The sequence below is a fragment of the Nostoc sp. genome (genome assembly GCF_036917155.1).
In the GTDB taxonomy this organism is placed as follows: Bacteria; Cyanobacteriota; Cyanobacteriia; order Cyanobacteriales; family Nostocaceae; genus Nostoc.
Genome location: NZ_JBALDZ010000146.1, coordinates 13,903 through 29,677, shown reverse-complemented (window position 1 = coordinate 29,677; position 15,775 = coordinate 13,903). Strand labels below are relative to the sequence as shown.

The window sequence follows — 15,775 nt, the reverse complement described above, 5'->3', positions numbered from 1 at the left end:
TATAGCCCTCCTAATTTTCTTCTTGGAGGGCATTTTATTGCTTAACACACCCATTGCGATCGCCCTTGACTAGTAACTAGCAACTTGGGTTAATACTATAATTAGAGGTTTGATTACTGATGCTTTGGCGAAAGTCAGTTTAGAAGATTTTCTAACAGCGATTTGTTGCCAGCGCCGACAAACTGAGCCACATGGCAAGAGAAAAGAGGAGATTGAGTCTTTGCCGTTGTTTGATGGCGACATGAAAGATAGGCTAGAGGTAGAGGTTTAATCTTCCCTATTGGCAGCGCATGGGTGTAACGCAACTAGGATTTCGTGGAGCGGAATTAATTATGACTGCTTTAACTTTACAATTACCTGCTAATCTCAAATTTACGGATGAGGCATTTGAACAGATTGTTGCTGTGAATAAAGAGTTGCGTTTGGAATTAACTGCTGAAGGAGAATTGGTAATCATGTCACCCACTGGAGGAGAAACGGGAAACCGTAATTTTGATTTGTTAGGTCAACTATGGTTTTGGAATAGTCAAAAGAATTTAGGAAAAGCTTTTGATTCTTCTACTGGTTTTAAACTTTCCAATGGTGCAACTCGTTCTCCTGATGCTTCTTGGGTAAAGATGGAACGGTGGGATGCTCTCACACCACAACAAAGAAAAAAATATCTCCCCTTGTGCCCAGACTTTGCAGTGGAATTGGTTTCTGAAACTGATGATGTCGAGGACACTAAAGCCAAGATGCGGGAATACTTAGCTTCGGGTTTACAACTTGGTTGGTTAATTAATCCCAAAGATAAACAAGTAATAATTTATCGTCCAAATCTTGCACCAGAAGTTTTACAATCTCCTACAAGTTTATCTGGTGAAGATGTTCTCCCTGGTTTTATTTTAAATTTACAGCCAATTTTTGCGTAGAGGAATCATTATTTTGATTGTTAACTCCCGGTTCGCTCAATTTTTTAGGAGTTAGGAAAATAAGTATACCGAAAGACATATTTCCAAAAATTTGACCGCTCTTTCTCCGTTACAGCATCGTATTCTTGTTTTGCTTGGGTTTCCGACTACTATTTACACCCAACTTGGTGGCCAATCTTTTACCCCTGAATAGCCTTTCTTCTAACTCCTGAAAAAATGGGCGAACCGGGAGTTTTATAAAGATAGTCAAACTCTTAAATTAAATCTACCTTTCTACTAAACCTACTTGTCCGCCAATTAGTCCTATAAATCCCGTGCCAAAGTGCTGAATCTCCAAAAAGCTTGCTTGCTCTGGTGAGGTTTTATAAATTCGGAATGTCTTCATAATTCCTAAAGTAGCAGCACTTTCTAAAGGACCGACAAAGCTAACATCGCGGTCGAGAAAATAGGTTTGATTAGCCCATTGAGCCATCTGATTTGCATTTAAAAAGTAGCAGCCTGCGTGAGGATTGAGGGCACGATAAAAGGTAATTGGTGCATTCATAATTGCGCCATTGAGTTCCTGTTGCTGTTGCACATTTTGAAAAGGAGCAGTTACTCGTAAAGCCAAATCTCCATCAATGTAAGCTTTGTGAACCAAAGCATGGGAGGACACTTCATAACGATTTGGCTGGAGCAAATTTAAATCACCCACTTGCTGGGTAAACCAATTTAATTTTATAAAAAACCAAGGGTCATGAATAATTAAATCATCTTCAAGAAAACAGTAGTAATCATATTGACCAAGACAACTTTGCAGAACAGCTTGACATTCAAATCCTAAAAGCATAGGTTCTGCATTGCTAGAATGATGCCTATATAAATGGGATGGTAAGGGAAGCTGATTCAAAAGATGATTATCTTTCGTTGTACAAATAACAATATCTAGTTCGTGAGACTGTGGCTGATTAGCTGGGAAAGCTAGTCGTTGAGCGATATTGATGATACTTTGAGATTTGCCAAATAATTGGTGTAAGACAGTAAGGCTTGTAGTTAATGCCTGCAAACGAGGTTGTGGGTCTTTGCGTTGGGAAGCATGACGACCCTCACTGCTAGGTTTGAAAAAATGGGCAATGGTAAAAATAATTCGCATTTTAAATATCGCCTTTGTATTTTTCAGTCATTAGTCATTAGTTATTTACCAATAACGAATCAATAATTAATATACTTCTTACAAAAGTCGTTATTTTCAGGCTTTTCTTTGCGCCTTTGCTTGAAACAAAAATATTTATACAAGAGGCTAATGACTAATGACCAATGACTAATGACGAATTTACTTAATCTCTGCTAAATCCTTTAGAACTTGGACGATTTTTCAAACTATCAGAATTTTTACCAGCGAACATCCATTGCAAATGTTGTGGTAACAGTTTTGCTAAATCATAACGCTTCAGAATTGTTTCTCGCGCATTTGCACGAATTGCACTCATCACTTGAGGATTATTCAGCGCCTCTTCAACCCGATTAGCAATATCCTGGGGAGAAAAGAAATCTACTAGCAGTCCATTCACCCCATCCTGTACGACTTCTAATACTGGCTGAGTCTTAGAAGCTATTAGTAAACATCCTGCTGCCATGACTTCTAACATTGACCAAGATAATACAAAAGGGCGGGTTAAATAAATATGAGCAGAAGAAGCTTGTAAAACCTGAAGGTATTCATTGTAAGGAAGCCTATCTGTAAAGTGCAGCCTCGATAAATCCAAAGATAATTTTTCTAGCATTAATTGTTTATAAGTCTTACCATCGGGGAGATTTTTACCATAAGCAACCCGATCTTCTCCCACAACTACTACATGGCACTTAGGTCGTCGCTGCTGAATTAGCGCCACCGTTTCCATAAACTGCGGAAAACCTCTATAAGGTTCCATCCCCCGTCCCACATAAGTTACCAACTCTTCCACATGGGAAAGATCCAGATTTATTCTTGGTAAAACTAACTTTGCGCCTGGTTTGGGAACAAAATATTGGGTATCAATACCATCATGAATTACAGTGAGTTTGCTATGATATTCTTTGGGAAACTGCTGACGCTGCCAGTTCGTCGGAGAAAGACCGCGATCGCAGCTATATAAATCAGTCAAAATCGGCGCATTTTTCACGCGGATGCGGCATTCATCATCAGCATTCAGTGGTTCATTTGGATCAAAATCTGCATCCGAACCGTGAGGATGGTAAAACCACTCAAAATAACACAATAATTCTGCTTTGGGGAAAACATCTTTCATAAATAAAGTTGGTCCCCAACCAGAATGACCATAAACTATATCTGGAACAAAACCCTCAGCTTTTAATTTTTCTGCCACGCGATAGACAGCCTGAGCAGTCAGAACAGCATTTTCCAGATTACGAACGTAGTGATGGGTTTGGGGAGCCGCTTCACGAGAAGGAGTATAAATAGCTTTATAAACGCCAGGTATTTCACCTTCACGACGATTTGTCCCAAAGACGACTTGGTAATTAGGATCTTTACCTAAAACTATCGCTAGATTGCGAAATTGTGAGGGAAAATTGGGATGTAAAAATAAAATTTTCATTGGAATAATCTTGATTAACTTATTGCCAGATAAAATAAATTAAGACAAGCTGCCTAAGATTATAAGATTATTCATCACGATTTTTAGCAAGTAAATTTAGGTAAATGGTTGCCCGAAAATGCGAAAATAATCGCAAATTCGTGTTATGACCATGAAATTTCTTGGCATTGATTTAGGCTGGCGATCGCAACCAAGTGGACTATGCTGTTTAGAATGGATAGATGGACAACTGCAACTACTCGATTTAGACCGCAAAGATGCCATTGCAGACATCCTTACCTGGATTGATCGCACTGTCAAACCAGATGAACCAGCTATCATCGCCGTAGATGCACCTACCCTCATACCCAACGCTACCGGAAGTCGTCTCCCCGACAAACTCAGCCACAAGTACTTTGGTAAATATCATGCGGGATGCTACCCAGCTAATCAAAACCTACCTTTCGCAGAGCGCACCATCAACTTTGGTTTAGAATTAGAATCACGTGGTTTTGCACACGCCCCCACCATCGAGCCGCAAAAACTGGGCAGATATCAAATAGAAGTCTTTCCCCACCCAGCGATCGTTAACCTATTCAACTTAGAACGCATCCTCAAATACAAAAAAGGCCGCCTCAGCGATCGCCGCCTAGAACTAATCAAACTCCAAAATTATCTCCTCAATATCCTCCCCTCCATCTCTCCTCCTCTGCGTCCTTGGCGTCTTCTCTCCGAGACGCTGCGCGTTCACGCAGTGTCTCGCAGAGAAGGCGGTAGCCTACGGCAAGCCGCTGGTACGTCTACATTTACTTCCGAAATCCCCACCACAGGCGCAGCCCTCAAAGCAACCGAAGATAAACTAGATAGCTTAATTTGCGCTTACATTGCTGCATACTGGTGGTATTGGGGAGAACAACGTAACTTAGTTTTAGGCGATCGCACCACAGGCTACATTATCATCCCTCAAAGAATTTGAGCAAAGGCTTCGCGTATGCTGCTTTAGAGGAATTTGGATTACTGCACACGCCAGAAGCGATGCCTACAGCGGCAAGCTACCATCAAATTTATGATTTAATCTGGTTCTTAGCCATCGTTTGGTGATTGAGCGTGTATGGTACTTGCTTCTGATTACAGCAGTTTTCGATCAAGCCAGCTACAAAAGTAAAACAAAGCCCAACATTGGTTTTGGTACTTTTATCTGTGGCATGTTTGATTGCAATTTGCTGTAAGATATTGCGACGCGATCGCAAAGCAAAAGAAATTCGAGATGCTAAAAATAGCACCCCGCAAACCGTACCACTTGGTAATGGCAGAGCGCTAATCAAGATTAAACAACCACAAAATTGTTGTTGGTTAGTGACAATCCAGAAGATAGTTGTGCAAATTGTACCTGAGTAAACCCAGATCCACTACCATCTTGGTCAAAGAACAATGCACCTGTAGCGCTGTTGTAAATGAATCGCTCTTCACTAGTAGTTGCAGATGTTCCGAGTGTAAACTGACTTGCTGAAAGTGAACCTATTGATAAGCGACTTCCAAAGCCATAATTCGATAGCTGAATCAATTCATTAGTAGCATTGAAGTCATAAATAGTATCAACACCTTCATTGTAACTATCGATTTTTGCAGTAGCTTTCAGTTATCAATTTGTAGTTAACTCTCTTTTATCACTTTGGGCGAACCCAATCGCTGAAATAATTTCGGGGATCTATTTTTCGCTTGTCAGCTAGAAATTTTAGTTACTGTTAGAAAATAAAGCTTCAGACATCCTCAAAAGGCGTTGCTAAATTTAAATTAGCAACGCCTAGTCTTGGTATTCAAAAACTACTCAACACTCTTATTCTGCCCAAGCAATCAACCTTGGTTCATAAGGATTAGCCAGATTTTTATTTTTCGGCAATACACGCAAAGACAAGCCTTGCAAACCAGAAGCGGTATAAGTGATATTACCTGTGTAAATACTCAATTGCTGTGCATCTTCACCTTGGTAATCCATCACCACCGGCACAGCGTTGACAATCTCACCATTGGCATCGATCGCACCTTGATATAGCTCCACCTGCACATCATTATTATTCAAGGTTGCTAAGTCAACCTTGGCTTTAACAGCAACGGTTTGGTTAACCTCAATGTCCGAAACTGCCGATATGTCAACATCTTTGATTCTGATGTTGAACCAGTGTTCGCCCAGTTTTTCTTTCCAAGCAGCTAGTTCTTTCGCTGGGGCATAGTTATCAACAGTCAGGGTATGATAGCGATCGCTAGCTGGAAAATAAGCCCGCTGTGCATATTCTCCTACCATCCGCGCTGTATTAAAGAATGGACAATTCAACCGAATTGCATCCTTCATTTTGGCAACCCAGGGACGGGGTAAGCCATCAGTATCCCGATGGTCATAAAATAGGGGTACAACTTCCTTTTCTAACAATTCGTAGAGAGCGTTGGCTTCTACTTCATCTTGGTAGTTGGGATCGTCGTAATTCTCTCCATGTCCAATCGCCCAACCTGTGCGGACGTAATCAGCTTCATCCCACCAGCCATCTAGTACACTTAAGTTCGGCAATCCATTCATTGCCGCTTTCATACCACTGGTACCAGAGGCCTCGCGTGGACGACGCGGTGTATTTAACCAGATATCACAACCCGCAACCATCAATCGGGAGATGTAAATGTCGTAATTGGGAACAAACACTACCTGTTTTTCTAAATGCTGTTCGCGGATAAAGTGATTGATATCGCGGATCAATTCTTTACCTGGTATATCTTTGGGATGTGCTTTACCAGCGATTACGAATTGCACCTTCCGGTCTTTGTTAGCCAGCAGAAGCCGCTTAATCCGATCCAAATCGCGCATCCAGAGGGTGGCGCGTTTGTAGGTGGCAAAGCGACGGGCAAAGCCAATGGTGAAAGCGTAAGGATCTAAAACTTCTTGCGCTTGGACAATTTCGGAGGCAGAAGCGCCGCGATCGCGCAAATGTTTGACCAAATGCTCTCGCACATACAAAATCATATCTAAGCGGCAGCGTTCGTGATTGCGCCACAACTCCTCATCGGGTATGGCTTCCATCCGCTCCCACAATGGGCTATCTGGTGGTGCTGATGACCAGTTTGGCCCCAGGTAGCGATCGTACAACTCTTGAGTTGATTTCGCCACACAACTCCGAGCATGGACACCGTTGGTAATTGCGGCGATTGGTACTTCCTCTACCGGCACTTTCTGCCACAAACCCTGGAACATTTGCCGCGAAACTACACCATGCAGCTGTGCAACACCGTTAGAAAATGTTGCCATTTTTAGCGCCAGCACCGCCATACTGAAAGGCCCTGATAAGTCGCCTGTATTCTCACGCCCTATCCCTAAAAATTGCTCTTTAGGCAACCCAAATATCTCTGCATAGTAGCCCAGGTAGTACAAAATTTTGTCGGGAGCGAACAAGTCAATTCCCGCTGGTACTGGCGTATGGGTGGTAAAGATATTGCTGGAAGCTACTACCTGTTTAGCTTGAGCATAATTCAGTCCCTCTTCCTGAATCAGCAAGCGGATGCGTTCTAGGGCAGAGAAGGCGGCGTGACCTTCATTCATGTGGTAGGCGGTGACTTTCAGCCCCAAAGCCTTGAGCATTTGCACACCACCGATCCCCAGCATGATTTCCTGGTGGATACGCATATCGATGTCGCCACCATACAGTTGATCTGTGATGTCGTGGTCGTAAGTATTATTGGGTTCAATGTTGGTGTCCATCAAATACAGGGGAACCGTTCCTACCTGTACGCGCCAAACTCTGGCATACACCTTGCGTCCAGGATAATCTACCACAATCTGCAGTTCTGAACCATCGGCATTCCGCTCTAGATGCAAGGGCATATTGTAGAAATCGTTGTTCAGGTAGCGCTCTTGCTGCCAGCCATCGGCATTGAGATACTGAGCAAAGTAGCCTTGCTGATACAGTAAACCTACACCGACAAGTGGTAATCCCAGGTCACTGGCAGATTTGAGATGATCTCCCGCCAAAACGCCCAAGCCCCCAGAATAGACCGGTAAACAATCTACCAGTCCAAATTCCGCCGAAAAATAGGCGTAGCATTCCTTTGGTTTCTGCTCCCGTTGTTTCTGATACCAGGTGCGCTCTTGCAAATAATCTTCTAACTGACGGTCAGCTCGATCCATTTGCGCTAGGAAGCCTTCATCTTCGACAACTTCCAGAAGCCGCGATTGAGCGATCGTACCCAACATTAACACTGGATTATGATGGCTAGACTCCCATAGGTCAGAGTCTAAGCGACGAAATAAATCTTTAGTATCAACGTTCCAATCCCAGTGCAAGTTCTGTGCTAGCCGCCGTAGTGGTTCGAGTCGTGGCGGTAGTGAAGGGGATACGTTAAATGTGCGAATTGGCTGCATAGGTTGGCAAAACTCCAAGTTTAGCTATGGTTATTGTTTACTCTCTTTACCAATGTTGCCAATTCTTCATACTGTATTTTGTGAAAAAGCGATGACTTTGTTAAACATTGAGAATTCTTTTTAACCTCGTTGCTAAAGTTTACACCAAGGTGTTTCTAATTCTATGCCTTACTCTCAGCCATGTACTTGGTATATTAAGATTTAATCATTTACTGGCATATATCACTTAAAAAAATCTAGTTATGAATAAATAATTTATATTTATTTTATTATTGCTTCCGGGGATCAGTTCTATGGTCTTAGCTGAAAGTAAAAATTCCCCATACCTGTGTCCAGGAAAGTTAAATTTTTAATTATTTCTTAATAAAATTGTGCTGGCAAAGAAGTGGGAGCTAAAGGCTATAAATAAGAATTGGATGAAAACCTTACCAAGCAGTTAAGCAGGAAAAGCAAGCGCTAACTACTTGGTATTAAGTTTTGATACTAAACCAGGAAAATAACTTAGTAGCGTGTTATCTTACGCGCCCAATGAAGGCTGATCTTTAGTATTTTTTGTCATCGTCAAAGCTACAGCTGCTGCATAAGCGAGTTCCGCTGCCATTTGATAAGCAAGTTTGATACTCGATGAAGCGTCTTTGGCTTTAGGAGAGAGAGAAGCTTTTTTTCGGCGCGACTCAAGTTTTACATCACCGGCTGCGATCGCTCGCTGTAAAATTATCCAGGCATCTAGGTCTTCTGAGTCATAATTACCTTGAAGCTGCGATCGCAGTTGATCTTCGGCTACAACACTCAAATAGCCGATAGTTAGAGCTTCTTGTACAATTTCTTTAATTAAAGCCATAATTTGAACCACGTGTGTGAGTTAAAACCGATACCTCAACTTGGGAATTTTGATGTTTTTTTGGGGATTTATCCTCGAAACTAAGCTACGTTTTAGCTTTCTTTCAATAGAATTTATAATAAGTAATGTCAAGTACGCATCACCCGCCTGGCTCACCCGAATGGGTGATTTACAAATTTCTAGATATAAGTATATGTAGAAAAAGAATATTGTAAGGGTCACAAGTATAGTAGATATCATTCTGAGTTTAACACCCAATCATAAAATTACTTGGACAAGCAAATGTAGAAATATGGACAGAAATTCTAAGTAACCCTTGACAGCATTTTTCAACTCTCTCTTCTCAATGGATTTTATCTAGGTGTATAAAAATATTCCAGAGTAGCAATCTCTCTAGTAAAAAAAATAACTAATTTCCCGAATTTTCATCAACAAGCAACTTATTTCTTGAGAGTGTTCCACTCAAAATAAAATGTGTTATCGTTAAAAACAATTGTTATTAAAAACCATTCATGTAATTACCAACATGAATTGGTTAGTCTGTAAATCATCCGTGTGCAACATGATTGGAGCAGCATACTCTAGAAATTCGTTGCAAGAAAGCCGTCATAGCAGTCGGGGAAGCGCTTACTTGTTTGCACCGATGGTTAACTTCAATGTGATGGCTGATGTGGGAGATAATCCACCCTAATTGGATTTTATTTGGGCAAAATACCCATAAAATCCAACAATAATTACATTGTCATGCTAGGCAGAAATTTTATCTAAACTTTGAATATAGTCTAGTTAGATGTATTTTTTGTTGCAAAATAGCTTTTGAAATTGAGTTGTTTCAAAAGACTAAAATCGCTTGAGAGGAAATAGCCTCAAGATAGACAACACTATCCCTATTTGCTTCAGTAGTGCTGTTAGCGGTAGCAAGCTTTTCAAATTTGACCGAGAACCAAAATAGTAGCCTATCTAAACCAGCAAATTTTCCCATCAGACAATTTAAGAGTCTGAGTTTTGACTTGGCAATGCACTGAAATTACTTTGTTAATTGATTTTGTGACAAAGAAGCCAAAGTTTTACGTACATATAGTACAAAAACTTCTAGCGACTTAACGCAATTGTGCATATTACTTGAGTAATTCTACACACCTAACCTCAAGAATTGCTCACATAGTCAAAGCTAGACTTTAGTTTTTCAAATGTTGGAAAACCATCTAAAAATCTTGGGAAATTTTTGTGATCCTGCTACCTTATTTTATGTATCAAAAGGCACGAATTTTATTGGTATTGGTAGAAGATTAGGATACGGACAAAACAACTTTAAACGCTGTCAACAACAATTGATTAAAGAGATATGTCGCTATGCAGAACGAGCAATATTTTTCAAAATTGCAGCGATTGCAAGAACTTTTAGTAACAACTGTGTTAGGAGATATTCCAACACTTATTCTGGGGCCAAAGTTGCGTAATTTTGGGTATCGCAGTATTTTTGCCCAGATAGGCAACTCAGTGTATATTCAGAATGGTGTTGAATTTAACGGTACCTCTTGTATTGAGATCGGCAGTGGAGTTTATATTTTCAAGGGTGTGCGGATGGATGCTAGAGGTCACAAAAATAATAGAATTCATCTAGGAAATAGAGTCGCTATTGAGCGTAACGTTGATATCGGTTCTTTGGAAGATACGTATATACACATTGATGAAAACACCTTCATTGCTCCCAATGTGTCTATTGAGGGGCCAGGAGACATTAAAATTGGTAAACAGTGTATGATTGCTGCCTACTCAGGGATATATGCCAATAATCATAATTTTGCTGATCCGATGGAGCCGATTAAATACCAAGGTGTTACTCGCAAGGGAATCGTGATTGAGGATGATTGTTGGCTAGGACATGGAGTAACAGTATTAGATGGCGTTACTATCGGTAAAGGCAGTGTCATTGGTGCAGGAGCAGTTGTTAATAGAGATATTCCTCCTTTTTCCGTTGCTGTAGGCATACCTGCACGAGTAATCAAAAACCGAATTGGCAAAGATATAGCAAAAGTTCAAGCTGAGAAATAGGGGATTGGGCATTGGGCATAACAGTTCCTCTTTTCCGTTAGCGGATAGCTAAGGTTTAGCCCGTTCCCAGTCCTGAGTAAAGAAATGAGATTCCCCACTCAGCACTCAGCACTCATTACTCAGCACTCTTGAAGGGCATTGGGCATTGGGGGATAGTAATTATTTCCTGTAACCTGCAACCTCTAACCTTTTTTTGGGAAACCTTTGCCGTCAGTCAACGTCAGAGGAGTCAATAGTCCTCTGAGTTATTTCTTAGGGTCATCTAAAAGTCAGACAACTGATATCTTGCACTATTCTCAATAAGCGTAGGATAGGATAGACACTGCTAGTCCCTAGTTCCCCAATCCCCAATCCCCAGTCCCCAATCCCCAGTCCCCAATCCCCAGAGTCCTCTAAAAAAGGGACGAGATTTGGGTAATATAAAGTAGCTATCTTTTCTGCATGGCAGATTCTAAAAGAAAAGCTCTCTTTGTTTTACCCATTGGAGATATTTCTATGCTGACTTTAAAAATCGCTGTTTATATTGTTGTTGCCTTCTTCGTAACTATCTTCATCTTCGGATTTTTGTCGAACGATCCCGCTCGTAACCCCGGCCGTCGGGACTTAGAGTAAAAGGGCGATAAATCATCCGCGACTTTGGAAGGCGGAAAATACTAAACGCCACGGAAACTTACTAAGCGAAAATTAGTAAGTTTCTTCCTCCAGGTAGCTTGCTGTAGGTAGCAGAAGGCGACAGTCGGAAGGCAGAATGTATAGTTTATCCTTCCGTCCGACATTTGGCTGTTTGTTAGCCCGATTTTGCTCACTTATGCTTCATCCAGTTCTGCCACCCGATCCGCCTCCTATCCTCGAATCTTTACAACCTGTAAATTCCGACTCATCTGCTAGTCATACAAAATTTCTTTCAGGTGTAGATACTGGAATACACGAAAAAACAGATAAATCTAAGCAGCCCAAGGTTTTAGCTCAGTTGGCAATAGCGGGTAACACTAAGGGTGATCCGTCATTGCCAATTCCGATCAACTCAACTCAGGATGACTTGGTAGTTGCCAAAACTTCCTCTGTACCTAATTCACCAGAAACAGAAACCTTCGCACCAGAAAGTTCCCCATTCACTGGTTCTGGAACTGCTGGAATTCTGGGGCAACCGCTAGTCGTTGGTTATCCCAAGCAGAAGGTTACAACCTCTAATCGCCAAAATCAAGAAGATACAAAGACAAGTTCGAGTGGCGGCATCCAGCGATCGCAACTTCTTCTCATGTCAGTGCTGCGAAAACGGGAGATGCAAAGAGAAGCTGCTGCATTACCAAAAAAAGTTGCAGTGGAGGCTTCCGAGCAAGATGCAAAAAGTGAACCTTCTCAAAAACTCGGTCAGCGATGTCTGACGACAAGCCGCTTTGCGTCTACGCTAGATCCAAACTCTAGCGCTGGAAAAAAACAAACCTTTTTGGACTCTTCTAGCTTTAGCTATAGGGTTTCTCCAAGTTCCCTTGTCGCCCAATCTCCACCCTCTCTTGAAATTGCCCCAACTGTCACAAACAGCAACCAGTTAGTCAAATCCAAAGCAGAAATTTTAGCTGAAAAGTTAACCCAACAAGAACAGCAAACTGACATTACTGCACAACATGCAAAAGCAGACAATATCTCTGTATCTGCTGCTGATCTTGCACCAAGTTCTCAATCAGTACAAAGTTTTATAGAATTTAAGTCTCGTAACCCGACAAACCAACTATCAAAGCCCATCACTGTAGAATTCCAGTCCCAAGTCCAGCAACCAACGCCTACATCAAAGGTAAACACCACTAATCAGCCACAAGGTAAACCGTCTGGTACAACAACTGCGCCAGCTACCACACTGCCAGCCGGGCCGAGAATTGTGGAAGTCACTTCAGATCGGCAAGAGTATAACGAGCAACAGCGAATTATTACGGCTGTAGGTAATGTAGTTGTGCGATTTGATGGGGCGGTGGTAGATGCCGATCGCTTGCAAGTCAATTTGGACAACTTGATCGCTGCGGGCTACGGCAACGTAACTTTAACACGGGGCGATCAAGTACTGCGAGGACAACGCTTTACCTATAACTTTGTTCAAGATAGTGGTGAAATGGAAAATGGTAGAGGCGAAATTTACGTACCCTCAGCCCAAACAGATTTTGCTTTCTTACCCACCGATGTAACTGCTGGTGGAGTCCCAAAACGTCCACCAAGCGATCGCATTAGAGCCAATCAGCCCCTTTCAGGTGTAAGCAGCCCTGGAGGACTTGATGTGACAATTGGTGGTGAGACAGGTGCTACCAACATCCCACCACCGAAATCAGGGGGTGTAGTCAATCGGCTCAGGTTTGAAGCGGAACACATTGACTTTTATCCCCAAGGCTGGCAAGCAAGAGATGTCCGCATCACCAACGATCCTTTTTCGCCCCCAGAACTAGAATTACGCGCAGATAAAGTAACTCTGACACAAGAGACACCCTTGGTAGACCGCATCAGGACACAGGGGCAGCGTTTGGTATTGGATCAAACATTGTCCTTACCAATTCCATTAGATGAGCATACTATTGACCGTCGGGAGCGGGACGTTACACCCTTTCTAGTCTCCCCCGGCTTTGATGGAACTGATCGGGGTGGTTTCTATATTGAGCGTGGCTTTTCAGTGATTAGTACAAGCCAAACTCAGTGGACGATCACGCCCCAGTTATTATTAGAGAGAGCTGTGCAAGAAGGCACAGGTGACTTAGGCGCACTATTTGGTGTGAAGACAACGATAAATTCTGTTTTGAGTCCACGGACAACACTTCAGGGGACTGGGCAGTTAAGTAGTCTTGACTTGAGTCAGGTGGAAAACAATTTGCGGGTGGATTTGGGATTGCGCCAGACAATAGGCACTTCTCTTCCCCACACATTGAATGTGCAATATAACTACCGCGATCGTCTCTACAACGGTAGCCTTGGCTTTCAAACTGTCCAGAGCAGTTTTGGCGGCGTTATTACCTCTCCTGTGATCCCTTTAGGAAAAAGCGGTATTAACCTCAGCTATCAGGCAAGTGCCCAGTATATCGATGCTAACACCGATCGCCAAGACTTACTAAAACCAGTGCGGGAAAACGATCGCATCTCATTAAGTCGTTTACAAGGTAGCGTTGCTCTCAGTCGCGGGTTTTTACTGTGGCAGGGAAAACCATTAGCACGCACTGCCACTGAGGGATTACGATACACAGCTAATCCTGTAGTTCCTTACTTGCAAGCGTTCACTGGCGTTACAGGCACGACCAGTTATTACAGCAGTGGTGATAACCAAAGCACCTTAACTGGTACTATTGGCTTACAAGGTCAAATTGGTCATTTTTCTCGACCTTTTTTAGACTATACCGCCTTTAATATTAGTTTCTCTCAAGGCTTAAATAACGGATTATCACCCTTTTTGTTTGATCGCTCCGTTGATAACAAAGTGTTGAGTGCTGGGATATCACAGCAAATCTACGGCCCTTTTCGCTTAGGCTTTCAAACATCTATTAACTTGGATACTGGTACACAAACTAGCACCGACTACATTGTGGAATATAGTCGTCGTAGCTATGGCATCACCTTACGTTACAATCCGGTGTTGCAGCTAGGCGGCTTCAGCATCAGAATTAGTGATTTTAACTGGGGTGGCGGCACTGATCCATTTTCGGAAGTTAAGCCAGTAGTGAACGGCGTACAACAGGGTAATTAGTAAACAAGGCTCAAACCCTTTTGCCCTCTGCTCCCTACCCCCTACTTTATTCCAAAGATAATTATTTATGCCGACTTACTTATCAGTTTCCACTTGATAGATTTTCGATCTTTTGCCCAGTCTAAGGACTTGGGACGACTCGACAATCTATCGCACAATTGCTTGATGCACCACCAGGTATTCTCAGGTTGGCATAGTCACCGCCTAGTTGAACATCTGATGGTAGTTGGTGTAGGGTTACACAGCATCTATGAACTGCCGCTTGGTACTCTCGCCATTGCTTACGGATTGCAATGCTTTCGGCATCGTCGCCTAAATCTGAAAATCTTAGCCCTGCTCGAATCAGCCAAGATTCCACGTCAGTTGTTTCACCAACTATTTCTGAAATGGGATTAATCTTTTTCATGAGTAATATCTTATACGTGTATTTACTTCACTTTAAAAGAAAGTATCAATACTAGCCAATATCATTTCTTATCAAAATCATCAATAAAAATGATTCATGTCCGAGTATAAATACTCAGACATGACAGAATGTATTACTATTACGGCTGGTAAACATCATTGCTTTAGCTTCCGAATAAGCCGTTTTCTAGCTTGTAATCACTAGAAGCGATAGCCTAATCCAGCTTGGAAGCTGACGGCATCAGCATCACTATTTCTGTAAGCGTCAATACCCCATTTAGTATCGCCGTAGGCAATGACATTGTTGCTAACTTCTGATTCAATACCAAGGGTGACTACAGGTGAATTCTGATTGCCCAATGGGGTTCTTTGACCTTCGTCAGTTACAAAAGAATAACCACCACCGAAGTAAACGTTAGTATTTTTGGCGATGGGTGCATCGTAAGTCACTATGGGCATAATTGCAGCAGCGTCACCACCATACAGCACAGAACCCCGCAATGAAACAGGGGCATTGGGAACGGCGTACCGTCCTTGAATATTACCACCAAGTTGTGCTTCATCGTTTCCTTGTCCGCCACTGGTTGCACCAACCGCAATACCAGCACCGATGTAGTTACCGTTAGTACCTGCTGTTTGAGCAGATGCAATACCAGCCGAAAGGACAATGGAAGCAACAGCAAGTGCAGAGGCAGCTAATTTTGTAAGTTTCATAGGATTATTCTCACTAGAGTTAAGTAAAATCAATGTTCTCTAGTACTAGAATCTCTTTTTTTACAAAATGTAACCTCGCACACCTGGCTCACCCAAGTGGCTGAATTATTTCTCACCCACTTGGGTGGCGATTAGAAATCGCGGCTACACAGGCAAAACCTGCCTCTGCAGGTTAAA

Annotated in this window: 14 protein-coding genes; 8 read left to right on the top strand and 6 right to left on the bottom strand. The window is 42.2% G+C overall.

Going from position 1 to position 15,775, the window contains the following annotated elements:
* Nucleotides 1-109 precede the first annotated feature (109 nt).
* Nucleotides 110-271: a hypothetical protein gene (locus V7K67_RS19805; RefSeq protein ID WP_334729215.1), complete on the top strand. Its 162-nt coding sequence runs from the start codon at nucleotides 110-112 to the stop codon at nucleotides 269-271.
* Nucleotides 272-332: 61 nt separating this feature from the next.
* Entirely contained in the window at nucleotides 333-911 is a 579-nt protein-coding gene (locus V7K67_RS19800; RefSeq protein WP_334729216.1) for a Uma2 family endonuclease, read from the top strand.
* Between the two features lie 265 nt (nucleotides 912-1,176).
* Here V7K67_RS19800 and V7K67_RS19795 read toward each other — a convergent pair whose 3' ends face one another.
* Together V7K67_RS19795 and V7K67_RS19790 are read right to left on the bottom strand one after the other, a co-directional pair.
* On the bottom strand, nucleotides 1,177-2,043 hold the full coding sequence (locus tag V7K67_RS19795; protein ID WP_334729217.1) for a calcium-binding protein: 867 nt from the start codon (nucleotides 2,041-2,043) through the stop codon (nucleotides 1,177-1,179).
* A 184-nt stretch (nucleotides 2,044-2,227) separates the two neighbouring features.
* Nucleotides 2,228-3,487, bottom strand: coding sequence for a glycosyltransferase family 4 protein (locus V7K67_RS19790; protein WP_334729218.1), 1,260 nt, complete (start codon nucleotides 3,485-3,487; stop codon nucleotides 2,228-2,230).
* Between the two features lie 151 nt (nucleotides 3,488-3,638).
* Here V7K67_RS19790 and V7K67_RS19785 point away from each other — a divergent pair, with 151 nt between their 5' ends.
* Together V7K67_RS19785 and V7K67_RS19780 are read left to right on the top strand one after the other, a co-directional pair.
* A complete protein-coding gene (locus V7K67_RS19785) occupies nucleotides 3,639-4,442 on the top strand; it encodes a DUF429 domain-containing protein (protein WP_334729265.1) in 804 nt (267 codons plus the stop codon).
* Nucleotides 4,443-4,666: 224 nt separating this feature from the next.
* Nucleotides 4,667-4,864, top strand: a complete 198-nt coding sequence (locus tag V7K67_RS19780; protein WP_335168026.1) for a hypothetical protein — start codon at nucleotides 4,667-4,669, stop codon at nucleotides 4,862-4,864.
* Nucleotides 4,865-5,303: 439 nt separating this feature from the next.
* Here V7K67_RS19780 and glgP read toward each other — a convergent pair whose 3' ends face one another.
* Entirely contained in the window at nucleotides 5,304-7,868 is a 2,565-nt protein-coding gene (glgP, locus tag V7K67_RS19775; RefSeq protein WP_334729221.1) for an alpha-glucan family phosphorylase, read from the bottom strand.
* A gap of 517 nt (nucleotides 7,869-8,385) precedes the next feature.
* Complete coding sequence (locus V7K67_RS19770) at nucleotides 8,386-8,709, bottom strand: hypothetical protein (protein WP_179066084.1); 324 nt, start codon at nucleotides 8,707-8,709, stop codon at nucleotides 8,386-8,388.
* Nucleotides 8,710-9,235: 526 nt separating this feature from the next.
* Here V7K67_RS19770 and V7K67_RS19765 point away from each other — a divergent pair.
* The 4 genes from V7K67_RS19765 (at nucleotide 9,236) to V7K67_RS19750 (ending at nucleotide 14,479) form a co-directional block, all read left to right on the top strand.
* Nucleotides 9,236-9,400, top strand: a complete 165-nt coding sequence (locus V7K67_RS19765; RefSeq protein WP_179063512.1) for a hypothetical protein — start codon at nucleotides 9,236-9,238, stop codon at nucleotides 9,398-9,400.
* A gap of 662 nt (nucleotides 9,401-10,062) precedes the next feature.
* Nucleotides 10,063-10,764: an acyltransferase gene (locus V7K67_RS19760; RefSeq protein ID WP_334711932.1), complete on the top strand. Its 702-nt coding sequence runs from the start codon at nucleotides 10,063-10,065 to the stop codon at nucleotides 10,762-10,764.
* Nucleotides 10,765-11,259: 495 nt separating this feature from the next.
* On the top strand, nucleotides 11,260-11,376 hold the full coding sequence (locus tag V7K67_RS19755) for a photosystem II reaction center protein I (RefSeq protein WP_041566417.1): 117 nt from the start codon (nucleotides 11,260-11,262) through the stop codon (nucleotides 11,374-11,376).
* Nucleotides 11,377-11,512: 136 nt separating this feature from the next.
* Nucleotides 11,513-14,479 (top strand): DUF3769 domain-containing protein, encoded by a 2,967-nt coding sequence (locus V7K67_RS19750; RefSeq protein WP_334729223.1) that lies wholly within the window; start codon nucleotides 11,513-11,515, stop codon nucleotides 14,477-14,479.
* A gap of 121 nt (nucleotides 14,480-14,600) precedes the next feature.
* Here the strand turns inward: V7K67_RS19750 and V7K67_RS19745 are convergent, their stop codons facing one another.
* Together V7K67_RS19745 and V7K67_RS19740 are read right to left on the bottom strand one after the other, a co-directional pair.
* On the bottom strand, nucleotides 14,601-14,885 hold the full coding sequence (locus V7K67_RS19745; RefSeq protein ID WP_334729224.1) for a hypothetical protein: 285 nt from the start codon (nucleotides 14,883-14,885) through the stop codon (nucleotides 14,601-14,603).
* 200 nt (nucleotides 14,886-15,085) lie between these two features.
* Entirely contained in the window at nucleotides 15,086-15,598 is a 513-nt protein-coding gene (locus tag V7K67_RS19740; protein WP_334729225.1) for an outer membrane beta-barrel protein, read from the bottom strand.
* Nucleotides 15,599-15,775: the final 177 nt, after the last annotated feature.